The organism is Hyalangium versicolor (assembly GCF_020103695.1).
In the GTDB taxonomy this organism is placed as follows: Bacteria; Myxococcota; Myxococcia; order Myxococcales; family Myxococcaceae; genus Hyalangium; species Hyalangium versicolor.
Window position 1 is genome coordinate 290,166 of record NZ_JAHXBF010000013.1, and the last position, 23,575, is coordinate 313,740.

The 23,575-nt window shown below is 67.9% G+C and carries 15 protein-coding genes; 6 read left to right on the forward strand and 9 right to left on the reverse strand.

The annotated features are described in order from the left end of the window. Positions 1-2 precede the first annotated feature (2 nt). Positions 3-413 (forward strand): cytochrome C oxidase subunit IV family protein, encoded by a 411-nt coding sequence (locus KY501_RS27120; RefSeq protein ID WP_224366351.1) that lies wholly within the window; start codon positions 3-5, stop codon positions 411-413. Here the strand turns inward: KY501_RS27120 and KY501_RS27125 are convergent, their stop codons facing one another. Next, positions 414-983, reverse strand: coding sequence for a hypothetical protein (locus tag KY501_RS27125; protein WP_224366352.1), 570 nt, complete (start codon positions 981-983; stop codon positions 414-416). It lies immediately after the preceding gene. Between the two features lie 109 nt (positions 984-1,092). On the opposite strand from KY501_RS27125, the gene KY501_RS27130 reads away from it, so the two are divergent. The 4 genes from KY501_RS27130 to KY501_RS27145 all read left to right on the forward strand — a co-directional run bounded on the left by KY501_RS27130 (position 1,093) and on the right by KY501_RS27145 (position 8,116). Next, complete coding sequence (locus KY501_RS27130; protein WP_224366353.1) at positions 1,093-2,280, forward strand: enolase C-terminal domain-like protein; 1,188 nt, start codon at positions 1,093-1,095, stop codon at positions 2,278-2,280. Then, complete coding sequence (locus tag KY501_RS27135; RefSeq protein ID WP_224366354.1) at positions 2,277-5,453, forward strand: FAD-binding and (Fe-S)-binding domain-containing protein; 3,177 nt, start codon at positions 2,277-2,279, stop codon at positions 5,451-5,453. The genes KY501_RS27130 and KY501_RS27135 overlap by 4 nt, the downstream gene beginning before the upstream one ends. Before the next feature lie 181 nt (positions 5,454-5,634). Further along, positions 5,635-7,419 carry a thiamine pyrophosphate-requiring protein gene (locus KY501_RS27140; protein WP_224366355.1) on the forward strand — a complete coding sequence of 595 codons (1,785 nt, stop codon included), beginning with the start codon at positions 5,635-5,637 and terminating at the stop codon, positions 7,417-7,419. Between the two features lie 106 nt (positions 7,420-7,525). Further along, positions 7,526-8,116 carry a hypothetical protein gene (locus KY501_RS27145; protein ID WP_224366356.1) on the forward strand — a complete coding sequence of 197 codons (591 nt, stop codon included), beginning with the start codon at positions 7,526-7,528 and terminating at the stop codon, positions 8,114-8,116. Between the two features lie 25 nt (positions 8,117-8,141). On the opposite strand, the gene nrfD is transcribed toward KY501_RS27145, so the two are convergent. The 5 genes from nrfD to KY501_RS27170 form a co-directional block, all read right to left on the reverse strand. After that, the gene (gene nrfD, locus KY501_RS27150; protein WP_224366357.1) at positions 8,142-9,302 is read right to left on the reverse strand and encodes an NrfD/PsrC family molybdoenzyme membrane anchor subunit; all 1,161 of its coding nucleotides are present in this window, start codon (positions 9,300-9,302) and stop codon (positions 8,142-8,144) included. Further along, a complete protein-coding gene (locus KY501_RS27155) occupies positions 9,299-10,096 on the reverse strand; it encodes a 4Fe-4S dicluster domain-containing protein (protein ID WP_224366358.1) in 798 nt (265 codons plus the stop codon). Before KY501_RS27155 ends, nrfD begins: the two co-directional genes overlap by 4 nt. A gap of 3 nt (positions 10,097-10,099) precedes the next feature. After that, positions 10,100-13,390, reverse strand: a complete 3,291-nt coding sequence (gene fdh, locus KY501_RS27160; RefSeq protein WP_255636877.1) for a formate dehydrogenase — start codon at positions 13,388-13,390, stop codon at positions 10,100-10,102. Between the two features lie 142 nt (positions 13,391-13,532). Continuing rightward, the gene (locus KY501_RS27165) at positions 13,533-16,382 is read right to left on the reverse strand and encodes a serine/threonine-protein kinase (protein WP_224366359.1); all 2,850 of its coding nucleotides are present in this window, start codon (positions 16,380-16,382) and stop codon (positions 13,533-13,535) included. Between the two features lie 24 nt (positions 16,383-16,406). Beyond that, entirely contained in the window at positions 16,407-17,834 is a 1,428-nt protein-coding gene (locus tag KY501_RS27170; RefSeq protein ID WP_224366360.1) for a M20 family metallopeptidase, read from the reverse strand. Positions 17,835-18,106: 272 nt separating this feature from the next. On the opposite strand from KY501_RS27170, the gene KY501_RS27175 reads away from it, so the two are divergent. Continuing rightward, positions 18,107-19,438, forward strand: coding sequence for a family 16 glycosylhydrolase (locus tag KY501_RS27175; protein WP_224366361.1), 1,332 nt, complete (start codon positions 18,107-18,109; stop codon positions 19,436-19,438). A 63-nt stretch (positions 19,439-19,501) separates the two neighbouring features. Here KY501_RS27175 and KY501_RS27180 read toward each other — a convergent pair whose 3' ends face one another. The 3 genes from KY501_RS27180 to KY501_RS27190 all read right to left on the reverse strand — a co-directional run bounded on the left by KY501_RS27180 (position 19,502) and on the right by KY501_RS27190 (position 23,510). Next, the gene (locus KY501_RS27180; protein WP_224366362.1) at positions 19,502-20,845 is read right to left on the reverse strand and encodes a hypothetical protein; all 1,344 of its coding nucleotides are present in this window, start codon (positions 20,843-20,845) and stop codon (positions 19,502-19,504) included. Next, positions 20,835-22,232: a hypothetical protein gene (locus KY501_RS27185; protein ID WP_224366363.1), complete on the reverse strand. Its 1,398-nt coding sequence runs from the start codon at positions 22,230-22,232 to the stop codon at positions 20,835-20,837. The genes KY501_RS27180 and KY501_RS27185 overlap by 11 nt, the downstream gene beginning before the upstream one ends. An 87-nt stretch (positions 22,233-22,319) precedes the next feature. After that, positions 22,320-23,510 (reverse strand): serine/threonine protein kinase, encoded by a 1,191-nt coding sequence (locus KY501_RS27190; protein ID WP_224366364.1) that lies wholly within the window; start codon positions 23,508-23,510, stop codon positions 22,320-22,322. Positions 23,511-23,575 lie beyond the last annotated feature (65 nt).

The following is a 23,575-nucleotide window of genomic DNA, read 5'->3' on the forward strand; positions in this document are numbered from 1 at the left end:
GGATGACGGGGACTCCAGACAGGAGTAAGGGGCACGAGCCCCATGGCGGCTTCGGCAAGGCCTTGCTCGTGGGAGGCGGGCTGCTCGCGTTCACCACGCTGTCATACGGGTTGGCACACCTGCACCTGGGGCACTGGGGGCTCGTGGTGGCCATGGTCATCGCGCTGATCAAATCGACGCTGGTCGTCTTCTTCTTCATGCACCTGTCGGAGCGGCCCGGTGGACCTCGATTGGTGGTGGCCACCGCGATGGCCTTCGTCGTCATCCTCGTGGGGTTGATCCTCGCGGAGGCCAGCGAGCGGCCCAGGAGCGTGTTGCCTCCAGGCCCGTTCTCGGCCGAGACACTCCCAGGGCTCCAGGACGAGCCCGCAGCGGCACCCACGCGCGAGTCCCCCAGCGAGCAGACGCCCTGATCAGGCCACCGCTGCGCGAACTCCACGAAGGGTCCGGCGCATCCGGTCGAGGTGGGTCACGAGCTTTCGAGCCGGTACCACCGCGCCAAGCGAGGCTCCGAAGGCCAGGTGCAGCAGGAGCAGTGCTCCGTGAGGCGCCGCGCGATCGAGGGGCGGTGAGGCCCACGGCACCACCAACGCAGGCATGACGGTCTGGAGCACCAGTCCCATCAGCACCCCGAGCATCAGCGCCGCCGTGCCCGTGCCTCCTCGCGGCAGCAGCATGGCGAAGAGCGTGGCCAGTCCTCCCGCGACGGCCATGTGCACGGCCAAACCCAGGAGCGCCGCGAGCGTGCCACTCGGTGCTTCACGGAAGAAGACGCCACCAGCCAAGCGCGCCGCGTACCACGGATCCCTATGGGTGATGACTCCCAGCGGCAGCGCGAGCGCCACCATGATCGTGGCTCCGAGCATCCCCGCCAGCGCCCCTGGCAACACAACATCTCGGAAGAGGTTCCACGGCTCGCCCTCTTCTCGTTTGGCCTCGAGGATCTGACGGGCATGCTGGATGCGCTCCATGATGCTCTCCATGGTCGTCATCTCAGGCAACTGGTGGCAGCCCTGAGTCATATACGGAGGGGCAGAGCGCTCGGCGGCATTCCTGGATACCGGCCGAGTCTCGCCTCTCAGGTGCCGTTACTTGCTGCACCCACCTACCTTCTCCGCAGGCATTGGATGGACCGCAGGCCCGGGGACTTCTGTGGCAGAGGGGACACAACGCTCCAGCGAGCCGGTGCGCATCGAGCGGGTCGATGCGAGGGCGTACGCGTTTCCCACGGATGCTCCGGAGGCTGATGGCACCTTCGCGTGGAACTCCACCACCCTCGTCGTCGTGGAGCTGACCGCGGGTGGCCATCGAGGGCTGGGTTACACCTATACAGACGCGGTGGCCGCGGACCTCATCTCGCGCGTCTTCGCCGAGGAGCTTCGCTCCCAGGACGCGATGGACATTCCCGCACGGATGGTCGCGCTCCTCCGCCGGGTGCGGAACCTGGGGCGGCCGGGACTGGTCTCCATGGCGCTGTCCGCGGTGGACGCTGCTCTCTGGGATGTGAAGGCACGTGTTCTCGGTCTTTCGCTCGCCCGGCTGCTCGGCGCCATGCGAACGCGCGTTCCTGTCTATGGCAGTGGAGGGTTCACCTCGTACTCGGTGGAGCGTCTCCAGTCGCAGCTCGCGGGCTGGGTGGAGCAGGGCATCCCTCGCGTGAAGATGAAGGTGGGCACTCACCCCGAGCAGGATGTGGCTCGAGTCCGCGCCGCCCGGCAGGCCATCGGCAAGGAGGCGGAGCTCTTCGTCGATGCCAACGGCGCGTACTCCGCCCCTCAGGCCCTGGCGCTCGCGGAGCGCTTCGCCGAGCACCGCGCCTCCTGGTTCGAGGAGCCCGTCTCCAGCGATGACCTCCCGGGACTGCATCAACTTCGCGAGCGATTGCCCGAGGGGATGGCGCTCGCGGCGGGCGAGTATGGAGACGGAGGGCTCTACTTTCGCCGGATGTTGGAAGCTGGCGCGGTGGACGTGCTGCAGGCGGATGCCACGCGGTGCCTGGGCATCACCGGTTTCCTCCAGGCGGACGCGCTGTGCGATGCGTACGGCGTGGGGCTCTCCGGGCACTGCGCTCCCGCGATCCATGTCCATGCGGCTTGCGCGGCGAGGCGTCTGGTTCACCTGGAGTACTTCCACGATCACGCTCGCCTGGAGCGGGTGTTCTTCGAGGGAGTTCCCGAACTGGAGGATGGCGCGCTCGTGCCGGACTTCTCCCGCCCGGGGTTGGGACTGGAACTGCGACGGGCGGATGTCGCCCGCTACGCATTGGGGGCAGGGACATGAAGACCTTCTCGTTGCTCGATACCTGGGTTGATCAGCGCCGCCTGAAGCGCGGGCGGAGGCCCGAGACGCCTCCCGAGCGCCGTGAGCGGGAGGAGGTGGACGTGAAGGGGCTGGAGGCGGCCCTGCGTCAGCGCCTGGAAGGTGAAGTGGAGTTCGATACCGGCAGCCGCGCCCTCTACGCCACGGATGCCTCCAACTATCGGCAGGTTCCCCTCGGAGTGGTGCGCCCTCGCTCGGTGAGGGATGTGGTGGAGACGCTGCGCGTGTGCCGCCGGTTCGGCGCCCCGGTTCTCAGCCGGGGAGGGGGCACGGCCCTCGCGGGGCAGACGTGCAACGTGGCCGTGGTGATGGACTTCTCACGGCATCTGAACCGCATCCTGCACGTGGATCCGGAGCGTCGGCTGGCGCGGGTCCAGCCGGGCCTGGTGCTGGACACCCTGCGCAATTTCACCATCGATCGCTACCAGCTCACCTTCGGGCCGGATCCCTCCACCCACAATCGCTGCACGCTGGGAGGCATGCTCGGCAACAACGCGTGTGGCACGCACGCGCAGCAAGCGGGCCGCATGGAGAAGAACGTGGAGGAGCTGGAGGTCATCACCTATGACGGGCTGCGCCTGCGCGTGGGACCGACCTCCGAGGAGGAACTGGAACGCATCATCCGTGCCGGAGGCCGCCGCGGGCAGCTCTACGCGGGGCTCCGGTCTCTGAGGGAGCGCTACGCCCCGCTCATTCGCGAGCGCTATCCGAAGATCCCCCGGCGTGTCTCGGGCTACGGCCTGGACGAGCTGCTGCCGGAGAAGGGCTTCAACGTGGCTCGGGCGTTGGTGGGCACGGAGGGCACTTGCGTCACCATCCTCGAGGCCACGCTGCGGTTGATCCCCGAGCCGCGTGCTCGCTCGTTGCTGGTGCTGGGCTACCCGGACGTGTTCCAGGCCGCGGACCACATTCCCCAGGTGCTCGAGTCCCAACCCATCGGACTGGAGGGGCTCGACGAGCGGCTCATCGCCGGGATGAAGCGCAAGGGGCTGCACGCAGAGGATGTCCGGCTCCTGCCCGAGGGCAAGGGCTGGCTCGTCGTGGAGTTCGGTGGAGACTCCCGCGAGGAGGCGGATGACAAGGCTCGCGCGCTGATGGCGATGCTGAAGGGGCTCGGTGATGCGCCGAGCATGCGCCTCTACGACAAGCCGGACGTGGAGCACCTCATCTGGGAGGTGCGGGAGTCCGGGCTGGGCGCGACGGCCTTCATTCCTGGCGAGCCGGACGCGTGGGAGGGGTGGGAGGACTCCGCGGTGGAGCCCCGGCAACTTGGGGCCTATCTGCGCGAGTTCAAGCAGCTCCTGGGAAAGCATGGCTACCAGACCGCGCTCTACGGCCACTTCGGCCAGGGTTGCGTGCACTGCCGCATCAACTTCGACTTCACCACGCGCGACGGCATCCGGAACTACCGCCGCTTCGTGGAGGAGGCGGCGGATCTGGTGGTCAAGCACAACGGCTCGCTGTCCGGCGAGCATGGGGACGGGCAGTCGCGCGGGGAGCTGTTGCCGAAGATGTTCGGCGAGGAGCTGGTCCGGGCCTTCGGCGAGTTCAAGGCGCTGTGGGATCCGGACAACAAGATGAACCCGCATAAGAAGGTGTCCCCCTACCGGTTGGACGAGAATCTGAGGCTGGGCACGCAATACCGGCCGCCACCGCAGGAGACGCACTTCCAGTACCCGGACGATCGGGGCAGCTTCGCGCGAGCCACGATGCGGTGCGTGGGCGTGGGCAAGTGCCGCCGGGAGCAGGGCGGGACGATGTGCCCCAGCTACATGGTGACGCGCGAGGAGAAGCACTCCACGCGCGGGCGGGCACATCTCCTCTTCGAGATGATGCAGGGCGAGCCGCTCGAGGGCGGCTGGCGCAGTGAGCACGTGAAGGAGGCGCTGGATCTGTGCCTGGCGTGCAAGGGCTGCAAGTCCGACTGCCCGGTGAACGTGGACATGGCCACCTACAAGGCCGAGTTCCTCAGTCACTACTACGCGGGCAAGGCGCGGCCGAGACACGCGTACGCCTTCGGGCTCATCATGTTCTGGGCGAGACTGGCCTCGCTGGCGCCGCGGCTGGCCAACGCCTTCACCCAGACGCCGGGGCTGAGCCGGCTGGCGAAGTGGGCGGCGGAGGTACACCCGGAGAGGCGGATTCCGAAGTTCGCGCCGCGCTCGTTCCAGCGCGAGGCGAAGGGGCGGAAGCCCATGCCGACCACGCGGGGGCCCGTCGTGCTGTTCCCGGACACCTTCAACAACTTCTTCCACCCGGACACGGCCCACGCGGCGCTGGAGGTGCTGGAGGCCGCGGGCTTCGAGGTGCGGGTGCCACAGGGCTTCGTGTGCTGCGGCCGGCCTCTCTACGACTACGGCATGCTGGACACGGCGAAGGCGATGCTGCGGCACACGCTGGAGCGTTTCCGCGAGGACATTCGCGCCGGGGTGCCCTTCGTGATGCTGGAGCCGAGCTGCGCCGCGGTCTTCCGCGATGAGCTCATCAACCTCTTCCCCCAGGATGAAGATGCCCGGCGGCTCCACCAGCAGACGTTCCTGCTGAGCGAGTTGCTGGAGAAGAAAGCGCCGGACTTCGAATTGCCGAAGCTGCGTGGCCAGGCGTTGGTGCAGGGGCACTGCCACCATCAGGCCGTGATGAAGTTCAAGGCGGAGGAGAAGGCGCTCGACAAGACGGGGCTGGACTGGGAGCGGCCGGACTCGGGTTGCTGCGGCATGGCCGGCGCGTTTGGTTTCGAGAAGGCCCACTACCCAACGAGCCAGGCCTGCGCGGAGCGAGTCATCCTGCCCAAGGTGCGGCAGGCGCGGAAGGGGACGCTCCTCATCGCTGATGGGTTCAGCTGCCGGGAGCAGATCTCCCAGGGCACGGGACGGATGCCGGTGCACCTGGCGCACGTGCTGTGGGCGGCGGTGAAACGCAAGCAGCACCTGCTGGAGGAGGATGAGCCAGAGGCCGCACTGCTCGAGGCGGCCCGTGACGAGGAGGCCCGAGGCCGCCGCTCGCTGGGCCCCACGCGGCGCTGGGTGGCGTTGGCGAGTGCCTCGGTGCTGATGGGGGTGGGGCTCTGGGCCGCACGTGAGAGGGGCGCTCGGAACAGAGGCTGGCTCATCGGGGCTCTCAGCGGGCAGGCGTGAGAGCGCCGGCCGGGGAGGTATGAGCGCCAGTACCTTCCACGGCGTGCGGGAGGTGCGCAGTTTGAGCGCCAGGGACGGACATGGTGCGTGAGCGGGGCAACACACGAGAAGCGAAGTGCGTGGGCTCGTGCGCCTCGGCGTCGTCCTGCCCTGGAAACCCCACTTCTCCCAAGGAGTCGCCATGAGCGCCACCGTTTCCGACTATCTGCTCTACCGCTTGTCCCAGTGGGGCATCCGCCGTGTCTACGGCTACCCGGGCGATGGCATCAACGGCATCCTCAGTGCCTTCGAGGGCGATACCGAGCTGCAGTTCATCCAGGTCCGCCATGAGGAGATGTCCGCTTTCATGGCTTGCGCGCACGCCAAGTTCACCGGTGATGTGGGCGTGTGCCTGGCCACCTCGGGCCCCGGCGCCATCCACCTGCTCAACGGCCTCTATGACGCGAAGCTGGACCACCAGCCCGTGGTGGCCATCGTCGGTCAACAGGCCCGCGCCGCGCTCGGAGGCCACTACCAGCAGGAGGTGGATCTGCAGACGCTCTTCAAGGACGTGGCCAGCGAGTACGTCACCATGGTGACGAAGCCCGCCGCCATCCGCCACGCCATCGACCGGGCCGTGCGCATCGCCAAGAGCGAGCGCACCGTGACGTGCGTCATCATCCCCAACGATCTCCAGGAAATGCCGTACGAGCGGCCCGACCGCAAGCACGGCACCATCCACTCCAGCGTGGGCTTCAGCGTGCCCCGCGTCCTCCCCAGGGAAGAGGACCTGCGCCGCGCGGCGGACGTGCTCAACTCGGGCAAGAAGGTGGCGATGCTCGTGGGTGCCGGTGTGCTCAACGCGGCCGACGAGGTGATGAAGGTCGCGGAGGTATTGGGCGCGGGCGTCGCCAAGGCGCTGCTCGGCAAGGCGGTGCTTCCGGATGATCTGCCCTACGTGACGGGCTCCATCGGCCTGCTGGGCACCAAGCCCAGCTGGGACATGATGCAGGAGTGCGACACGCTGTTGATGGTGGGCACCAGCTTCCCGTACTCGGAATTCCTCCCCAAGGAGGGCCAGGCGCGCGGTGTCCAGATCGATCTCGATGGCCGCATGCTGGCCATCCGCTACCCCATGGAGGTGGCGCTCCAGGGCGACAGCAAGGAGACATTGCAGGCCCTGATCCCGCTGCTCGAGCGCAAGAAGGACCGGGGCTGGCGCGAGCAGATCGAGAAGAACATCCGGCAGTGGTGGAAGACGACCGAGGCCCTGGCCATGAACTCGGCCAACCCCATCAACCCGCAGCGCGTGTTCTGGGAGGTGTCTCCGAAGCTTCCGGATGGAGTGATCCTCGCGGCGGACTCGGGCTCGGCGGCCAACTGGTTCGCCCGGGACTTGAAGATCCGCAAGGGGATGATGGCGTCCTTGTCGGGCAACCTGGCCACCATGGGCTGCGGCGTGCCTTACGCCATTGGCGCGAAGTTCGCCTTCCCGCACCGGCCCGTCATCGCCTTCGTCGGCGACGGGGCCATGCAGATGAACGGCAACAGCGAGCTCATCACCGTGGCCAAGTACTGGAAGGAGTGGAAGGATCCGCGCTTCATCATCCTCGTGCTCAACAACCGCGACCTGAACCAGGTGACGTGGGAGCAGCGGGTGCTCGCGGGAGACCCGAAGCTGCCGGCCACGCAGGACCTGCCCGACTTCCCCTACGCCCAGTACGCCGAGTCCCTGGGGCTCCGGGGTATCCGCATGGACAAGCCGGACCAGATTGCCCGGCAGTGGGATGAGGCGCTCAATGCGGACCGGCCCGTGGTCATCGAGGCCTGCGTGGATCCGGACGTGCCGCCGCTGCCGCCCCACATCACCCTCGAGCAGGCGAAGCACTTCGCCTCGGCGATTCTCAAGGGAGATCCGGAATCGAGCGGCGTCGTCAGTCAGGCCATCAAGGGAATGGTGGACAGGCTGACGCCACACAAGGGCTGAGTAGGGAGCAGCCGGGCAGGAGAGCGCGGGCCGACGCGCTCTCTTGTTCTGGCGGAGGGGCTCTTCCTTGAGTAGGAGGGAGTAAGCTGCGGAGCCGGTTCCTCCCATGAGATTCCCTACCTACGTCTTGCTGCCCCTTCTGGGGATCGTGGTGCTCGTGGCCGCCGTGCTGGGCACCTGGCTGTGGCCCGCGCCCACGGGTTCTTCAGACAGCGCTGTGTCATCGCCGAGCCCGACGCAGGTGGTCCCGGAGATGCCGAAGCCTGTTCCGGCCCCCCTGCCTCCGCCTGTCAGGTCCGCGAGCCGGCCCGTGGTCCCTCCGCCCGCACCCGTGGAGGTGCAGGCCCCGCCACCTGTGCCGATGCCGAGCGAGCCCATGGCGGTTGCACCGCCGCCGGTTCTTCCCAGCTCCCAGCCCCCGGGCTCGAGCCCCGATCCCAACGCCACCCCCAAGAAGACGTGGTCCGCCATGAGGAACCGCGCGGCGGACCTGGCGCTGCGAGGCATGGAGCACCTGGAGCGCCGGCGAGATGAGGCCCGCGCTCGTGGCGATCAGGAGGAGGCCGATCGCCTGGATGCGGTCATCCTCAAGCACAAGGAGAGGGTGGAGCTGATGCGCGGATCGATGCGGCCGGCAGTTCCCTCGACAGAGCCCCTGCCTCCTCCGCCGGCCCAGGCGGGTCCTGCCATGCAGTGACGCCGCGGCGTCGACCGGCAGGGGATCAGCGCACCACGGGCAGTGGGAACTTGAACGGCTTGCCGTCCGAGGCCACGGGATGCTGCGTCACCTCCGCGGCCCCCAGTCCCTGGCGCTGCGGAACGAAGGTGGCGTGCGGATCCTTCGTGGAAGCCTTGCCCGCCTCGTAGATGGCGTAGCGTGTGGCGAGGGCTCCCGTCAGTGTCAGCACGCTCGCCGTGAGCTGCTTCCATCGCTGCCGGCCCGGTAGCAGGCTCAGCGCCAGCCCCGCCGCGCCGCATGTCTTCGCCATCTTCCAGAGCAGGCCCGGCATGCCCTGTCGCAAGGGCCGGATGATCTCCTCGGAGCGCCCTGCCTCACGCTCCACCGCGAAGCCTGCCGCCAGCTCGGCCACCTTTCCGATCAGCCCGAAGCGGCGAACTGCCTTCTTCTCGCGCTCCGACTTTGGAGGGAACAGCTCCAGCAGACTGCCGGCGCTCGCCATGCTCGAGGCCATGAACAGCAGTGGCAGCGTGCGGTGGGTGCCCTGCCATACCGGCACCGCCGAGTTCGACAGGAGCACCGCCGTGTACCCCGCCAGCGGCATGCCCAGCGCGCCGCCCACCAGCGAGGCCACGTTGCCCAGCTTCCGCACCACACCGATGCGGCCGGCGAACAGTGCCGCCACGGAGGCCGAGTTCATCGCTCCAGAGCCCGCCAGCACCCACGCTCCCATGCTCATGGGTGAAGTCGGCCGGAACACGCGCAGCATGTTCAAGAAGCGCGTGGGCCTGCCCAGATCCTGGATGAGCAGCACGCTGCTGGCCGCATCCCCCAACGTGCCGATCCATCGGCACCGCCGCCCCAGGGATGCCAGCCGGGTACCATCGAGCAGCTCCACCGCGGCCCCCAGCGCACTCGTCGCGCCCGCCATCCCGCCCACGAAGAAGTACAGGGGAATGGTGGGCAGCCACACCGGGGATTTGATGGCCGGAGCTCCGTAGTAGCTCGGCGCCTCCTCGCCCGGGCCCGAGCGGGAGGGAATGGTGGTCAGCAGCTTCGGGACTGGATGAGCGATCTCCAGCTGCTTCACCTGTTGAGCCGCGCCTTCCCCGAGCAGCAGGCCCTGCTCCGGATTCACATTGCGCCCATCCGAGGCGCGCTCGAGCTGCTCCAGAAGGGGAGTTCCCTCCTCGATCTCTCTCATGACGCCTCCTGGCGACCCATCCACACCACGCCCAGTGCTGCCACCGCCATGGCCAGCGAGCCCAGCGCCACCGAGGCCCACGAGGCGCCCTGCTTCTTCGTGGGCACCACCGGATCGGGTGGCAGGTTGTAGACCTCGGGCTTGTCCACCAGCAGGAAGAAGGCGTTGAGGCCTCCGGTGCCCGGCTGGTTCTCCTCGTCCACGCCGTACAGGTACGCGCTCTTCACGCCCAGTTCGTGCAGCTGCTCCACACGCTTGCGGGCCCTGTCGCGCAGCTCATCCAGATCTCCGAAGACGATGGACTCGGTGGGGCAGTGCTTGGCGCACGCGGGCGTCATGTCCTCGCCCAGCCGGTCGTAACAGAGCGTGCATTTCCACGCCCGCCCATCATCGTCGCGCCGATCGATGACTCCGAACGGGCACGCCACCACGCAGTAGCCGCACCCGTTGCACACGTCCGGCTGAACGTAGACGGTGTCGAACTCCGTGCGGATGATGGCGCCCGTGGGGCATGCCTCCAGGCACCCGGCGCGCTGGCAGTGCTTGCACACGTCCGAGGCCATCAGCCACGAGAAGTCGCCCACCCCCGTCTGTTGTCCCGGCAGTGGAATGGGCCGCTCCACGAAGGACACGTGCCTCCAAGTGGAGGCGCCCAGGTGCCCCGTGTGGTCGTACGACATGCCCGTGAAGTGGAACCCGTCATCCGGCAGTTGGTTCCATTGCTTGCAGGCCACCTCGCAGGCCTTGCAGCCGATGCAGATCGTCGTGTCGGTGAAGAAGCCTTTCTGTCCCATCGGCTATTTCTCCTGACCCTTCTTCTCCTGCCACTGCTCGTGCGAGGGGTGGCCGGCCAGCGGACTCTCGCGTGGCGCCTCCGGCACGTCGGAGGGCAGCGCGGGCCCGGTGTCTCCCGTGGCGGCCCGAGCCCCCGTGGCATGCCGCCCCGCGACGATGTCGCAGGTGAGCGCCTTGGACTCCTGGATGTCCACATTGGGGTCCGCCACGAAGCCCAGCAGCTCGTTGACGCCGGAGCTGCGCGTGCGCCCCGTCTCGCCCCAGTGGTACGGCAGGCCAATCTGGTGCACCCACGTCCCGTCCAGCTTCAGCGGGCGCAAGCGCTCGGTGACGAGCACCCGGCACTCGATCGCGCCTCGGGCCGTGCGCACCGTGGCCCAGCCTCCGTTCTCCAGGCCCCGCTCCTGGGCCAGCTCGGGGGACACCTCGCAGAACTGCTCGGGCTGCAGCTCGCTCAGCCAGGACAGCCAGCGGCTCATGCCGCCCGCGGTGTGGTGCTCCGTGAGGCGATAGGTGGTGAGCACGAACGGGTAGCGCGGATCGCCCCAGGCCCGGTGGTACGGGTTCTCCTTCCGAGTCCACTCCTCACGCGCCGGGTTGCACTGCTGCCCATAGAGCGCGTTCTGCACGGGCGACTCCATGGGCTCGTAGTGCGTGGGCATCGGGCCGTCGATCATCCCGCTGGGCGCGTAGAGCCAGCCCTTGCCGTCCACCTGCATGATGAAGGGGTCATCCCCGCCGATGGCGTCCACTCCCGTGGTGCCCACCTCCGGGCGGTACTCGGGCGGCCGGCCCTGGATGAAGTCCGGCACATCCTCGCCGAGCCACTTGCGCTGCTCCGGATCCCACCAGACGTACTTCTTTCGCTCGCTCCACGGCTTGCCATCGAGATCCGCCGAGGCGCGGTTGTAGAGCATGCGCCGGTTGGCGGGCCACGCCCAGCCCCACTCGGGTGCCACCCACGTCTGTTCGCGCCCCGGCTTGCGACGCGCCGGCTGGTTCACCCCATCCTTGTAGCTGCCCGAGTAGATCCAGCATCCGCACGCGGTGGAGCCGTCATCCTTCAGATCCGGGAAGCCATCCACGGGTTGCTTGTCCACCACGGTGTAGCCGCTGATCTCCTTGAGCACCGCCTCGGCGCTCGGCTCCGCGTCCTTGCCGTGCGTGGGGTAGTCCCACGTCAGGCTCTGGATGAGCACGTCCTTCTCGTCCTTCGAGCCCGCGTAGAGCGCCTGGAGTCTCCGGCCCAGGTGGAAGGTGAAGTGCAGCTCGCTGCGTGCGTCTCCGGGCGGCTCCACCGCCTTGTGGTGCCACTGGAGCAGGCGCTGCGTGTTGGTGAAGCTGCCGTCCTTCTCCGTGTGCGCCGAGGCCGGGAAGAAGAAGACCTCCGTCTGGATGTCCTCCGTCTTCACCTCGCCGCGTTGGATCTCCGGAGCGCGGCGCCAGAACTCGGCCGTCTCGATGAGCGTCAGATCGCGCACCACCAGCCACTCGAGCTGGCGCAGGCCCTTGCGCTGGAGCGCTCCGTTCATGGAGCCCACGGCGGGGTTCTCGCCCATGACGAAGTAGCCCTTCACCCGGCCATCCGACATGTCCACCACCGTCTGCATGTGCGAGTGGTTCCCCGAGAGCCGGGGCAGGCGGGTGAACAGGTAGTCGTTGCCCTCGTGGGCCGCGGGGCCGAACCAGGCCTTGAACAGCGAGACGACGTACTTGGGCAGGTTGCTCCACCAGCCGGCACCCGCCGCGTTGTCCTTGAGGTACTCCTTCAGCGAGTGCGCCTGTTGCGCGTGGGGCATGGGGATGTAGCCCGGCAGCAGGTTGAACAGGGTGGGGATGTCCGACGAGCCCTGGATGGACGAGTGGCCGCGCAGCGCCATGATGCCGCCGCCAGGCCGGCCGATGTTCCCCAGCAAGAGCTGGAGGATGGCCGCCGCGCGGATGTTCTGCACGCCCGTGGAGTGCTGCGTCCACCCCACCGCGTAGCAGAAGGCGCTGGTGCGCTCCCGGCCCGAGTTGGCGCACAGCGCCTCGGCCACCTTCAGGAACAGGTCCTCCGGCACGCCGCACACCTGTGACACCATCTTCGGCGTGTAGCGGGAGAAGTGCCGCCGCAGCAGTTGGAAGATGCAGCGCGGGTGCTGGAGCGTGTGGTCCTGATTCTCCTCGGTGATGTCCGTGCCGCGCAGCGTGCCGCCCTTGCCCGCGCCGGGCTCCGAGAAGAGCTCCTTGTGGCCCGCGGCGGGCACCGCATCCTCCACGCCCTGGTACTGCCAGGACTGGATGTCGTACTTGCCCTTGTCCTCCTGGTAGCCGCTGAAGAGCCCGTCCAGCTCCTCCGTGTCCTGGAAGTCCTCACGGATGATCGTCGGCGCGTTGGTGTAGTGGACGACGTAGTCCTTGAAGTAGCGCTCGTTCTCCAGCACGTAGCGCACCAGCCCGCCCAGGAAGGCGATGTCCGAGCCCGGCCGGAGGGGCACGTGCAGGTTCGCCATGGCGCTGGTGCGCGTGAAGCGCGGATCCACGTGGATGATCGTCGCCCCGCGCGCCTTGGCCTCCATCACCCACTGGAAGCCCACGGGGTGACACTCGGCCATGTTCGAACCCATGATCAGGATGCAGTCCGAGTTCTGCAGATCCTGCTGGAACGTGGTGGCACCGCCTCGGCCGAACGAGATGCCCAGACCGGGCACCGTGGACGAGTGTCATATTCGGGCCTGGTTCTCCACCTGCACGATGCCCAGCGAGGTGTAGAGCTTCTTGAGGAGGTAGTTCTCCTCGTTGTCCAGCGTGGCGCCGCCCAGGTGGGCGATGCCCAGGGTGCGGTTGACGGGCAAGCCGTTGACGTCCTTCTCCTCCCATGTGGCGTCTCGGGTGCGTTTCACTCGCTCGGCCACCATGTCCATGGCCTTCTCGAGCGGGAGCACCTCCCACTCGATGCCGCCGGGGCGGCGGTAGAGCACGTCCTGCACGCGGTGGCTGCCGGTGACGAGCTGGAAGGTCGCGGCGCCCTTGGGGCACAGCCGGCCGCGGGAGATGGGCGAGTCCGGATCGCCCTCGATGTCGAGGATCCGCCCGTTCTTGACGTAGACGTCCTGTCCACAGCCCACGGCGCAGTAGGGGCAGACGGATTTGACGACCTGGTCCGCCTGGACGGTGCGCGGCTCGAGCGTGCGGCTGCGCTCGGTCATGGACGTCTCGCCCAGACCCTTGAGGTCTCCCTCCTTCAACTGTCGGAGGACAGGCCAGCGGGCGAGCAGGTCGAGGAATCCCAAGGCAAACCTCCCGGGCATGGTGAGCCCGGGAGGGAAGATGTGCACGGAGCCCGGCAAGGGTGAGGGCGGCTGCCTCGTATCCAGGTACAGGGGGGCTGGCTGCTCAGGGGAAGACAGTGGGCCGCGCCTTGGTCGGGCTCGCCTGCATGCCTGCCCTGCTTCACGGGGAGGGGTGCGCCTCCAGCCACTGGGTGACTTCCGGGAGCAGGCTCTTCAGGGCGTGCCGCCGCAGGGTCTCTAGCGACTGTTGGGCCAGCTCGCGCGCGCGGGGTCGATCCTGGTTTGTCTCCCAGAGCGCCTGTGCCAGGGAGAACTGGACCTCCGCGAGTGTCATCTCGGGCGCCAGTCGCAGCGCGCGCTCCAGCGGTGCGAGCGCCTCGTGCGGCCGATGTTGCTCCAGCGCGATCAGGCCCAGCCCCAGGAGCGGTCCCGCGAGCTCGGGGCTCTCTGGCCCCAGGGCCTTCTCATCCACGGTCATCGCGCGCAGGTACTTCTCCCGCGCTTCCTTGTACCTGCCGAGTTGCCGCAGACAGTCGGCCAGGTTGCCCAGGGTGTGGCCCATCTCGGGGTGGTCGGGGCCCTGGAGCTTCTGGCGCAAGGCCACCGCGCGCTCGAACAGCGGCAGGGCCTCTTCGGATCGCTTCATCCTGAGGAGGCAGAGCCCCTGGTTGTCGAGCGCCAGGGCCACATCGACGTGCTCGGGCCCCAGGCTCTTCTCCCAGAGCGCCAGGACGCGCTGGTAGATCTTCAAGGCCTCCTCGTGCCGCTCCATCTCCAGGAACACCAGGCCCAGGTTGTTGAGGGATGCGGCCACGTCGGGGTGGTCGGGGCCCAGGGCCTTCTCGCGGATGGCCAGGGCGCGCTCGTTGGCCTGGCGTGATTCCTCCAGACTGCCCTGCTTCCAGAGCGCCAGGCCCAGGTTGTTGAGCGAGCCGGCCACGGCCGGATGCTCCGGGCCGAGCGCCTTCTCACGCAGCGCCACCGCCCGCTCGTTCATGGCGCGCGCCTCCTCGTACCGGCCCAGGTTGTAGAGCACTCCTCCCAGGTTCGTGAGCGACGTGGCCACGTCGGGATGGTCCGGGCCGAGCGCTTTCTCTCGCAGCGCCAGCACTCGCGTGTGGACCTGCCGCGCTTCCTCATACCTGCCCAGGGAGTAGAACACGCTGCCCAGGCTGTTGAGCGACGCGGCCATGAGCCGATCGTCATCGGCGGCCGCGGCCAGTGCCTCCGAGGCGGGCTGCATCGCCAGTGCCTCCTCGCCGCGGTCTTGCCGATAGCCCACTTCCCGGATCAGCAGGCCCCACGTGCGGGCCATGATGTCCAGCGCCTTGCCCTGCGCCGCGACCGTGAAGGCCTTTCGCAGCCGCGCTTCCGCGGCGGCGTAGGCGCCGACCTCATCCTGCAGGCGCGCCGTGACCAGCAGGGCGCGGGCCTGCAGCGGTGCGTAGCTCAAGGACTCCACCTGGGGCAGCAGCGTGTCGGCCACCGCCAGCCCCTCCTTGTACTTGCCGGCCTCGAGGAGGACCTCCAGGCGATCCACCTGAGCGCGCAGCGCCTCGATCCGGGCTCGTGCCGCGGGGGCCTCGGGGAGCGGCACCGCCGCGGTGAGCGCCTTGGCATCCTCGCAGTCCTCCAGCGGAGGCAGTGCCTTCACCGCCTGGACCGCGCGGCCCACCAACTCTGGATCCGGAGCTCGGGAGAGCAGCTCGGTGAGCGCCTGGAGCTGGCTGCGGCGCTGCTTCAGACAGGACTCCCTCAGTGCTCCGAGCCCGCGCACCTGCGTGCTGCCGGGCAGGCCCACTCCCTCGCAGAGCTGGGTGCTCTGCTTCACCCAGTCCGCCGCGTACGCGTCCAGCGCCGCCGTCACGCGCTCGGCGGTGTCCCGAGCGTAGGAGAGCCCTGTGCTCAGCGTGGCCTGTTGCACCTTCTCCCGCACCGCTGCGTCCCACACGCCGGACAACCGTTGCCCCACCTGGCCGCAGCCACGGTCGTGCTGGTGTCCCCATCCCCAAGCGGCAAGTCCCGCCAGTGACAGCATGAGGAGCCCCACGCCCGAGGCACGCAGCCGCGCGCGCCGCTTCACCTCGGGATCGTCCTCCAGTGCCGCCAGCACCGCCTCCATGGACTTGGGGCGTCGGGAGGGATCGGCCTTCAGCCCCTGGAGCACCGTGCGTCCCACCCAGTCCGGGACTCCCGAGCCCACGGGCGGAGCGAGCTTCCCCGCCTCCTGGGCCCGGAGCAGCTCGACGATGGTGTCACCGGGAAAGGGCGATGTTCCGTAGAGCGCCTCGTAGAGCGAGGCACAGAAGGAGTACAGATCGCTGCGAGCATCCGCGCGCTGGCCCTTCAGCACCTCGGGAGCCATGTAGCGCGGCGTCCCCATCCAGGGGCCGTGCGGCGTGAGATTCTCCCGCGGATCGACGGAGGACGAGCCCAAGGCCGGAACGGACACGGGCTCGGTGGGAGCCGCGGAGGAGTCGAGGCGGGCCAGGCCGAAGTCGGTGACCCTCACGCGTTCATCCCGGCCCACCAGCACGTTGTCCGGCTTGAAGTCCCGGTGGACGAGCCCCGCCGCATGAGCCGCCGCCAGCCCGTGCCCCGCGGCCAGGTACATGGCCAGCACCTCGCGCCAGGTGCGCTGCGGCGCCCTCCAGCTCCGGAGCGTCTGGCCCTCCACGTGCTCCATGGCGATGAAGAGCGTGCCGTTCTCCATCGTCCCGGCGTCGTAGACGGCCACCACATGAGGGTGGTTGAGGCGCGCCATGGACTGCGCCTCGCGCAGGAAGCGTCCCTGCTCGTCGAGCGGGCTTCCCGCGGCTGTCTCGCGAGGGTGGAGCAGCTTGAGGGCCACACGCCGATCCAGCCGCGAGTCATAGGCGGATAGCACCACGCCCATGCCTCCCAGCCCGAGCTGGCCCAGCACCGTGTACCGGCCCAACACCGTGTGCCCGCTGGCGGGGACTTCGAGAAGTCCCCGCGCCGAGACTGAGGGTGGCTCTGCTCCGCTCATCCGCATGCCCAGATGGGCGTGGCGCTACCGCTTGAAGTGGGTGGCCACCACGCTGGCCACGCACGCGGTGAGGCGCTTGCCGGTGGGGATGTGCAGGAACTCGTTGGGCCCGTGAGCGTTGGATCCCGGCCCCAGCACGCCGGTGATGAGGAACTGCGCCTCGGGGAAGCGCTTGCCCAGCATCTCCATGAAGGGGATGGTGCCGCCCTCGCCCATGGCCATGAAGGGCTTGCCGAAGAAGGCCTGGCTGGCCTCGGCCGTGGCCTTCTCCAGCCACGGAGCCAGCGCCGGCGCGTCCCAGCCCGCGCTCGCCTTCTCACCCTCGAACACCACCTTGGCGCCGTACGGCGGGTTGCTCTCCAGCGCCTCCTTGAGCGCCTTGGTGGCCGCCACCGGATCCAGCCGCGGAGGGATGCGCATGCTCAGCTTCAGCGCGGTGAAGGGCCGCAGCACGTTGCCCGCGCTCCCCAGCGCCGGCATGCCCTCCGAGCCGGTGATGGACAGCGCCGGCCGCCACGTCCGGTTGAGGATCAGCTCCGTGCCGTCGTTCGTCACCGGCCGGGCGCCGGACACCCACGGGAAGCGGTCGAACACCTCCTGGCCCAGCACCTGCGCCACCGCCTTGGCCTGCTCCAGGCGGGCGGGGGGAACCTGAACGTGCAGGCCCTCGACGCGCACGCGGCCGGTGGCCACGTCATCCACCCGGTCCAGCAACTGGCGCAGGATGCGGAACGAGGAGGGGACGATGCCGCTCGCGTCTCCCGAGTGCACGCCCTCGGTGAGGATCTCCACGCGTAGGTTGCCGGAGATGAGGCCGCGCAGGCTCGTCGTCATCCACAGCTGATCGTAGTTGGCACAGCCCGAGTCCAGGCACACCACCAGGGACGGCTGGCCGATGCGCGGCGCCAGGGCCTCGATGTAGGCGGGCAAGTCGTACGAGCCGCTCTCCTCGCACGCCTCGATGAGCACCACGCAGCGGGCGTGGGGCAGCTTCTGCTCCTTGAGCAGGCGGATGGCCGCCAGCGAGGCGAAGGCCGAGTACCCGTCATCCGCGCCGCCACGGCCGAAGAGCTTGTCGCCGTCGCGCACGGGCTCCCAGGGGTTCAGGCCCTGGCGCCAGCCCGTCATCTCCGGCTGCTTGTCCAGGTGGCCGTAGAGCAGGACGGTGTCCTTCCCCTCGCCGGGGATGTCCATATAGATGACCGGGGTGCGCGGCTCGCCCTTCTCGTTGTTCAGCCGCACCACCTCCACCTTGAGGCCGGGGATGTGGGCCGCCTGCGTCTGGGCCCAGTCGGCGATGAGCTTCGTCGCCTGATCCATGTGGCCCTTCTTCACCCAGTCCGGCTCGAACGCGGGGGACTTGTTGGGGATGCGGATGTAGCGCTCGAGCTGCGGGAGGATCTCCTTCTCCCAGATGCTCTCGGAGGAAGACAGGGCGATGGCGTTGTTCATGGCGCCCCTTCCACTACGTAACCCCGGTGGGACGCAAGACCGACGTGCGGCCCCAGGAGGCAGGGGCCTTGCTGATTGCCCGCTCGGTGACGCAACACGTCACCCACGTGCGGAAGCGCAGATGGGATGTCTGCTACAAAACGGCAAAACTTGTTTATTCAATTCTCCGGGCAAATGGTGTAAATGCATCAACTCCAAATCGGTGGGTGGTCCCGTTTGAAAGCGCTTTCTTCTGGCTCGACAAGGGCACCCCAGCTGTCAAGGAGTTGCATATGTCACTGCATTTCAAGAGCTTCCTGAAGAGCCGTTGGGTGTTGCTGGCGGGGCTGGGTGGACTGCTGGTGGGCGCTCCTGGCTGCGAGCCCGAGCCCGCACTTGCTCCGGAAGCTCCGGCGGACGTGAAGCAATCCCTGGCGGCGCCCATCGGGCAGACGATCTCGCTGAAGGCCTGCTTGAACGGGAAGTTCATCTCGGCGGACGGCAACCTGGGAGCGGATGCGCCGCTGGTAGCGGATCGCGCGGCGGCGCAGGGCTGGGAGCTGTTCCAGGTCGTCGATGGAGGTGGCGGCACGGTCGCGCTGCGCGTGAGCGAGACGGGCAAGTACGTGTCGGCGGACACCAACCTGGGCGCGAAGCTGGTGGCCAACCGGACCACCGTGGGCGACTGGGAGCGCTTCGACTGGGTGGACTTCGGCAACGGCACGGTCGGCCTGAAGGCGCGGAGCACCGGCAAGTACGTGTCGACCGATCAGAACCGCGGGGCGAACCTGCCGCTGTACGCGGACCGCGCCACGGCCGGTTGCTGGGAGTCCTTCACTCCGACGGTCCAGGGTGGTGGCGGCGGCGGCGGCACGGGGCAGTGGGTGCAGATCTGGAGTGACGAGTTCGACGGCACCAGCGTGAACACGACCAACTGGAACATCGTCACCAACGTCCACGTCAACAACGAGCAGCAGCAGTACACGACCTCTGGCAACAACATCCAGGTGAGCAACGGCACGCTGAAGCTCATCGCGCGCAAGGAGTCGAACAACGGCTATCCGTTCACTTCGGGCCGGCTGGAGAGCGGGGGCAAGCGGGAGTTCCGTCACGGGGCGGTCGAGGCGCGCCTGAAGATGCCGGTGGGCGCGGGCCTGTGGCCGGCGTTCTGGATGCTGGGCAACGACATCAACACGGTGGGTTGGCCGGCCTGTGGTGAGCTCGACATCATGGAGAACGTGGGCTACGGCGACTGGGTCTCTGGTGCGCTGCACGGGCCGGGCTACTACGGCAACACGCCCATCAACGGCCGGTTCTACCCGAACTCGTCGGTCGCCAACTGGCACACGTACCGCACCGAGTACTCGCCCAACGACATCAAGTGGTTGATCGACGGGGTGGTGGTGAAGACCACGACCAAGGCGGAGGTCAGCCAGTACGGCGCGTGGCAGTACGACAAGCCCCTGTTCATCATCCTGAACCTGGCGGTCGGTGGCGGTTACCCGAACGGCATCAACGGGGCGACCTCGCCGTACTTCGGCGTGCCGCAGTCCACCTCGGATCTGATCGCCCGGACGCCGCAGGTGTTCGAAGTCGACTACGTGCGCGTCTTCCAGTGGCAGTAGGGGTTGTGACGGGCTGACGGAGGGCAGGGGCGTGATGCTGGCGTCCCTGCTTTCCCGGTCATTTTAGTGCGAGTGAGCGCGAGCGATGCGCTGAGCGGTGCGGAAGAGCTGAGAGCAGGAGTAGTCCAAAGGCGCCTCCTGGTTTTGGAGGGCATGACGGGCCCGGAGGAAGGGCAGCCAGGCCCTGTCCCCGATGACGACCGCGGCCTCTTCCAACTTCTTGCGCGGCACCCAGCGGCCACCGAGCCCACCCACCAGAAAGCGGCCAAGAAAGGCCCCCAGGGCGGGCACGAGCGTCTCACGCTGCTCGTGGGACAAGCGTCTGCCCCAGTTCGCGTGCCACAGGTGCCAGTCCAGGTGGGGCAGGGCCTCCAGGACGCCCTCCATGACCTGGGGCACGTCCGTGTGGAACAGGGCGACGAGTTGCTCGGCGTAGAGGCCTTCGTAGGTGTCGATGGCGGCCTTGATGTTGTCCACATCCGGCTCGGGAGCCTGGGAGGCGGGCAACCACTCGGAGACGGCGGGAGGGTGGTAGCGGTTGAAGCGCTCGACGAGGGTGCGCTTGCCACCAAGTACACCTTGGTGGTCCGCCTCCATGCGAAGGATGTCGGCGACGTCGGGGTCGAACTCCATGGGGACGGGAACGAACTCGAGCGAGCGCCGACGCAGCGTGGCCAGAGCGGAGTCCAGGGAGAGTTCGGGGCGCAGGTGGACGAGGGAGCGGGCCTGGGCGAGGCGGGCCTCTTCGGAACTGAAGTCTGCGGGAGTGGGGCGTGTGAGCCAGAGGACGGCCCCGTGGGGCAGTTCCTCCATGAGGGTGGAGGGGGTGGACAGCAGGTGCTGGCGGCCGATGGCCTGCACCGTGGCCGGGCCGTACACGTTGAGCCAGAACGTCTCGTAGATGGGCCGGGGCATGCTCAGGTCCCTCACGGTGGGATCGGTGCCCAGGCCGAGATCGGTGGCGCTGTGCCCTACGCCAAAGGTGAGCGGCAGGCACGAGGCCATGGCCCGCACAAAGGAGACGAGGTACGCGGCGCGCCTTTCGGCTTGACCCGGCTCGCGCAAGAACGAGAAACGCTGCAGGTCCATTGTGATGCAGCAAAAGACTCCAGCCTCATTCGTCCTGCTCGTGAACTCGACCATGGCCTCTGGCTGCTGGGAGCGCACCAGCATGAGGCTGAAGGTGTCGACAATGTAGGCCTCATGAAGCCGCCTCCTGAGTTCATTGCGCGAGTAATTCAGGCGAGGCCCCATGAGCCACATCTTGTCTGGACGCACCTCGGGGTCCAGCGACTCGATGACCTCCAACACTTTCTCCAGCCCCTCGAAGCCCCGGCCCATGGGGTTCATGGAGGAGAAGAGCTGCAGGTGAAAACTGTCGTCGTTGCACCACTCATCAGGGGACATAGAAGTGAAGTTGGACACCAAATCTGGGTGCAGCTGCCACGAGGGCGTCCGTGACCTTGGAAGAAAGTCCTGTCCCGTCATAGACGATATGCACTTGGGAGATCCGCACTTTCTGGCCGAAGAGTGGATGGCCGCGCCGACGTACCTCGACCTCTCCACCGTACTTGGTCCTGGCCTCCACACTGTCGATCTTGAGCTGTTCGAGCAGCTCGTTCGGGCTCTTGCCTGCGAAGCTGTGCTGCTTGTTGCTGAAGGAATGGACGGAAAGTGGGCGGCCTGGGCCGAGGGTCGCTTGGTCTACGGCGAGCTGGTCGACGTACACGGGGGTGGTGCGGCCCTCGATCTGGAGCCCTGTGTTGTCGGTGACCAGGGGGTGTTTCATTCCCGGCATCCACTGACGAGAACCCTCCGCTTGCTGGAGCCAACGTGTCACGGCGCGCTGGAACTCCAGGGATCGCTGGAACGTGTTGAGAAGTCCCGAGTAGCTGCTCCAGGTGAGAGGGGGCTTGGCTTCGCTCACCCCGGAGGGCAAGGGGCGAGCACCGGCCAGCTCCTCGTAGCGGCGATGCCAGTAGGCCACGTAGCTGGTCCAGCGCGGATGATCGGCCTCAATGCCCGCGGGAGGCTGGGAGGATGCGGGGCGGTGGCGTGCGAGTTCCTTCAGGCTCTGAGGGTGGCGTGCGCCTGTCTCCAGGGTCTCCGCTTCGGCGAGACGGGCCTCCAGCGCGGGCAGTTCCTCCGCGGCAATGCGAGCCTCCAGGCCCGCCAGCGCCAGTCGTCCGGCCTCGACCGGGGCGACGGCTTCCGCAGCCGCGGTCCTGGCATCAGCTGCTGTGACTTCTGCTTCCGCGGCACCAGCCGCGCCTTGCTTGAGGACGGTGCCCACCAAGAGCACGTCGAGCACGGCGGCGAGGGTGGTGTTCCTCACATGCTGGAGCCTGGCCTCGTCGGAGAAGCTGGCGGCCATGACCTGGCGCAGGTGCATGCCCCCTTCGCCACGCGAGGGCATGAACTCGTCCAGCTTGTGCCACTGCACGACGCAGGCGGGCAGCGAGCCGCAGGCAATGCCCAGGGATTGGCGGGCCAACTCCTGGCCGGTGGCGCGCAGGCTGTCCTCCAACTGTCTCCAGAGCGCCTGGGCGCGTGAGTTGCCGGCCCGGGAGTCGGCGTAGACGTGCTCGAGGTGCTCCGCGCGGTGGACGAGGAGCACCGCGGAGCGCTTGCCCACCAGGGTGCCTTTCTCGTCGCAGTAGAGGGAGTAGTCGAACGCAGGAGGGAGGTCCTTCTGCAGTTCCTCGAGAGGAACGGCGTCGGGCTCGGAGCACGAGCCGCCCAACTGCGTAAAGGCCAGCAGCGCCAGGAGCACCCAAGAGCACAGGCGAGGCATGGCACGCAGCCTGTCATCGCCCCTGGGTGGGCAGAAGGACCTTACAGGCAGGGCCCCAGGAAGATACGCGGTGGTTGGCTACGTGGCTCAGCCCGGCTCGGTGATGATGTCGTCCGTCGTCAACATGTCAGGTGGTAGCTCGTGCTCGCTCGTGGGCCCGAGCACGCGCCGATTCATGCTCGCCCCGTCACGTGAGTTGCGGCCCTCCTCGAGCGCTTCCATGGCTCCGTAGGGAGCGCCGAGAAGGGCGAGGCCCGCCTGCAGCTCTGTTTCCAGCTCAGCCGCCGAGGGATGGCGATCCTCTGGCTTTCGCTGGAGCAGCTTGCGGAGGATGGAGCGCAGCGAGGGCACGAGGGGCTCGGTGAGCTCCTCAACGTCCTCCGGATTGAACGTGGCAGCTCGCAAGATGCAATCTTCGGCGTGGGCTGGAAGCTCTGCCTCCATGGCCGTCAGGGAGGCGTCGAGAACCTGCTGCTTCACCTTCGGCGTCAGCGCCTGCTCCAGGTCTTCAAAGCGTGCCTTGCCCGTGCTGTAGAGGTGGCACAAGCCAGCCAGTTCCAGCAGCACGAGCCCGAGCGCGAACAGGTCCGAGCGCGGATCCGTCTCCTCGCCAAGGAGCGCCTCGGGTGAGCAGTAGGCCACGTCACCCTGCGGGCGCGGGAGCGTTGTGGCTACCCGGCCCGGGAGCAGGGAGCGCGCGCGGGCAAAGTCGGTCAGGATGATCTCGCCCCCTGTCCCCAGGTAGATGCGGGTGGGGTTCACGTCTCGATGAACGATGCCCAGCGGAGCGCCGCTCTCGTCCTTGCAGGTGTGCGCGTAATGCAGGGTCCTGGCGATCTCGGTGCCCACGTACAGACAGAACGCAGGGGAAAAGGGCACCTGGCGCATGTGGGCATAGTTGATCAGGGTGTTGATCGAAGTGCCCTCCACAGAGTCTGACACGACATACAGAACGCCCTGGACCTCGTAGGGCCCGCGGGTGCGAGCGATCCTCGGGTGTTGCAGGTAGGCAGCGAGGCGTGCCTCCTCGCGCAGCCGCGCGCGCATCCTGTTCAATTCGACCTGATCGCGCCTCGACAGAGGGGGCAAGCTCCGGACAATGACCGGACGGAGGCGCCTGGCGCCCATTCGCTCCCACGCGCGGAGGGTTCGTTCGCCCAGCTTCGATTGCGCCATGTCCTCAACCAACCCGTGCGACAGATCGACCTCATACGAGAGGTCGCCGTGAGAGAAGAGAATGACGCCTGGGATGGTGAAAGGCTGTTTTGCCGTAGCCATGCGGATCGACTCCTGGCAGCGCGCAAGGGGCGCCGCGCGACGGAGCGAAACACTACCCGGTATGT

Bases quoted from the DNA above. Each gene is read 5' to 3' on its own strand.
- KY501_RS27125 (WP_224366352.1), bottom strand. From the start codon at position 983: ATGGAGAGCATCATGGAGCGCATCCAGCATGCCCGTCAGATCCTCGAG.
- KY501_RS27180 (WP_224366362.1), bottom strand. From the start codon at position 20,845: ATGTCCCCTGATGAGTGGTGCAACGACGACAGTTTTCACCTGCAGCTC.
- KY501_RS27120 (WP_224366351.1), top strand. From the start codon at position 3: ATGACGGGGACTCCAGACAGGAGTAAGGGGCACGAGCCCCATGGCGGC.
- KY501_RS27185 (WP_224366363.1), bottom strand. From the start codon at position 22,232: ATGCCTCGCCTGTGCTCTTGGGTGCTCCTGGCGCTGCTGGCCTTTACG.
- KY501_RS27170 (WP_224366360.1), bottom strand. From the start codon at position 17,834: ATGAACAACGCCATCGCCCTGTCTTCCTCCGAGAGCATCTGGGAGAAG.
- nrfD (WP_224366357.1), bottom strand. From the start codon at position 9,302: ATGAGAGAGATCGAGGAGGGAACTCCCCTTCTGGAGCAGCTCGAGCGC.
- KY501_RS27145 (WP_224366356.1), top strand. From the start codon at position 7,526: ATGAGATTCCCTACCTACGTCTTGCTGCCCCTTCTGGGGATCGTGGTG.
- KY501_RS27190 (WP_224366364.1), bottom strand. From the start codon at position 23,510: ATGGCTACGGCAAAACAGCCTTTCACCATCCCAGGCGTCATTCTCTTC.
- KY501_RS27140 (WP_224366355.1), top strand. From the start codon at position 5,635: ATGAGCGCCACCGTTTCCGACTATCTGCTCTACCGCTTGTCCCAGTGG.
- KY501_RS27165 (WP_224366359.1), bottom strand. From the start codon at position 16,382: ATGAGCGGAGCAGAGCCACCCTCAGTCTCGGCGCGGGGACTTCTCGAA.
- KY501_RS27155 (WP_224366358.1), bottom strand. From the start codon at position 10,096: ATGGGACAGAAAGGCTTCTTCACCGACACGACGATCTGCATCGGCTGC.
- KY501_RS27135 (WP_224366354.1), top strand. From the start codon at position 2,277: ATGAAGACCTTCTCGTTGCTCGATACCTGGGTTGATCAGCGCCGCCTG.
- KY501_RS27175 (WP_224366361.1), top strand. From the start codon at position 18,107: ATGTCACTGCATTTCAAGAGCTTCCTGAAGAGCCGTTGGGTGTTGCTG.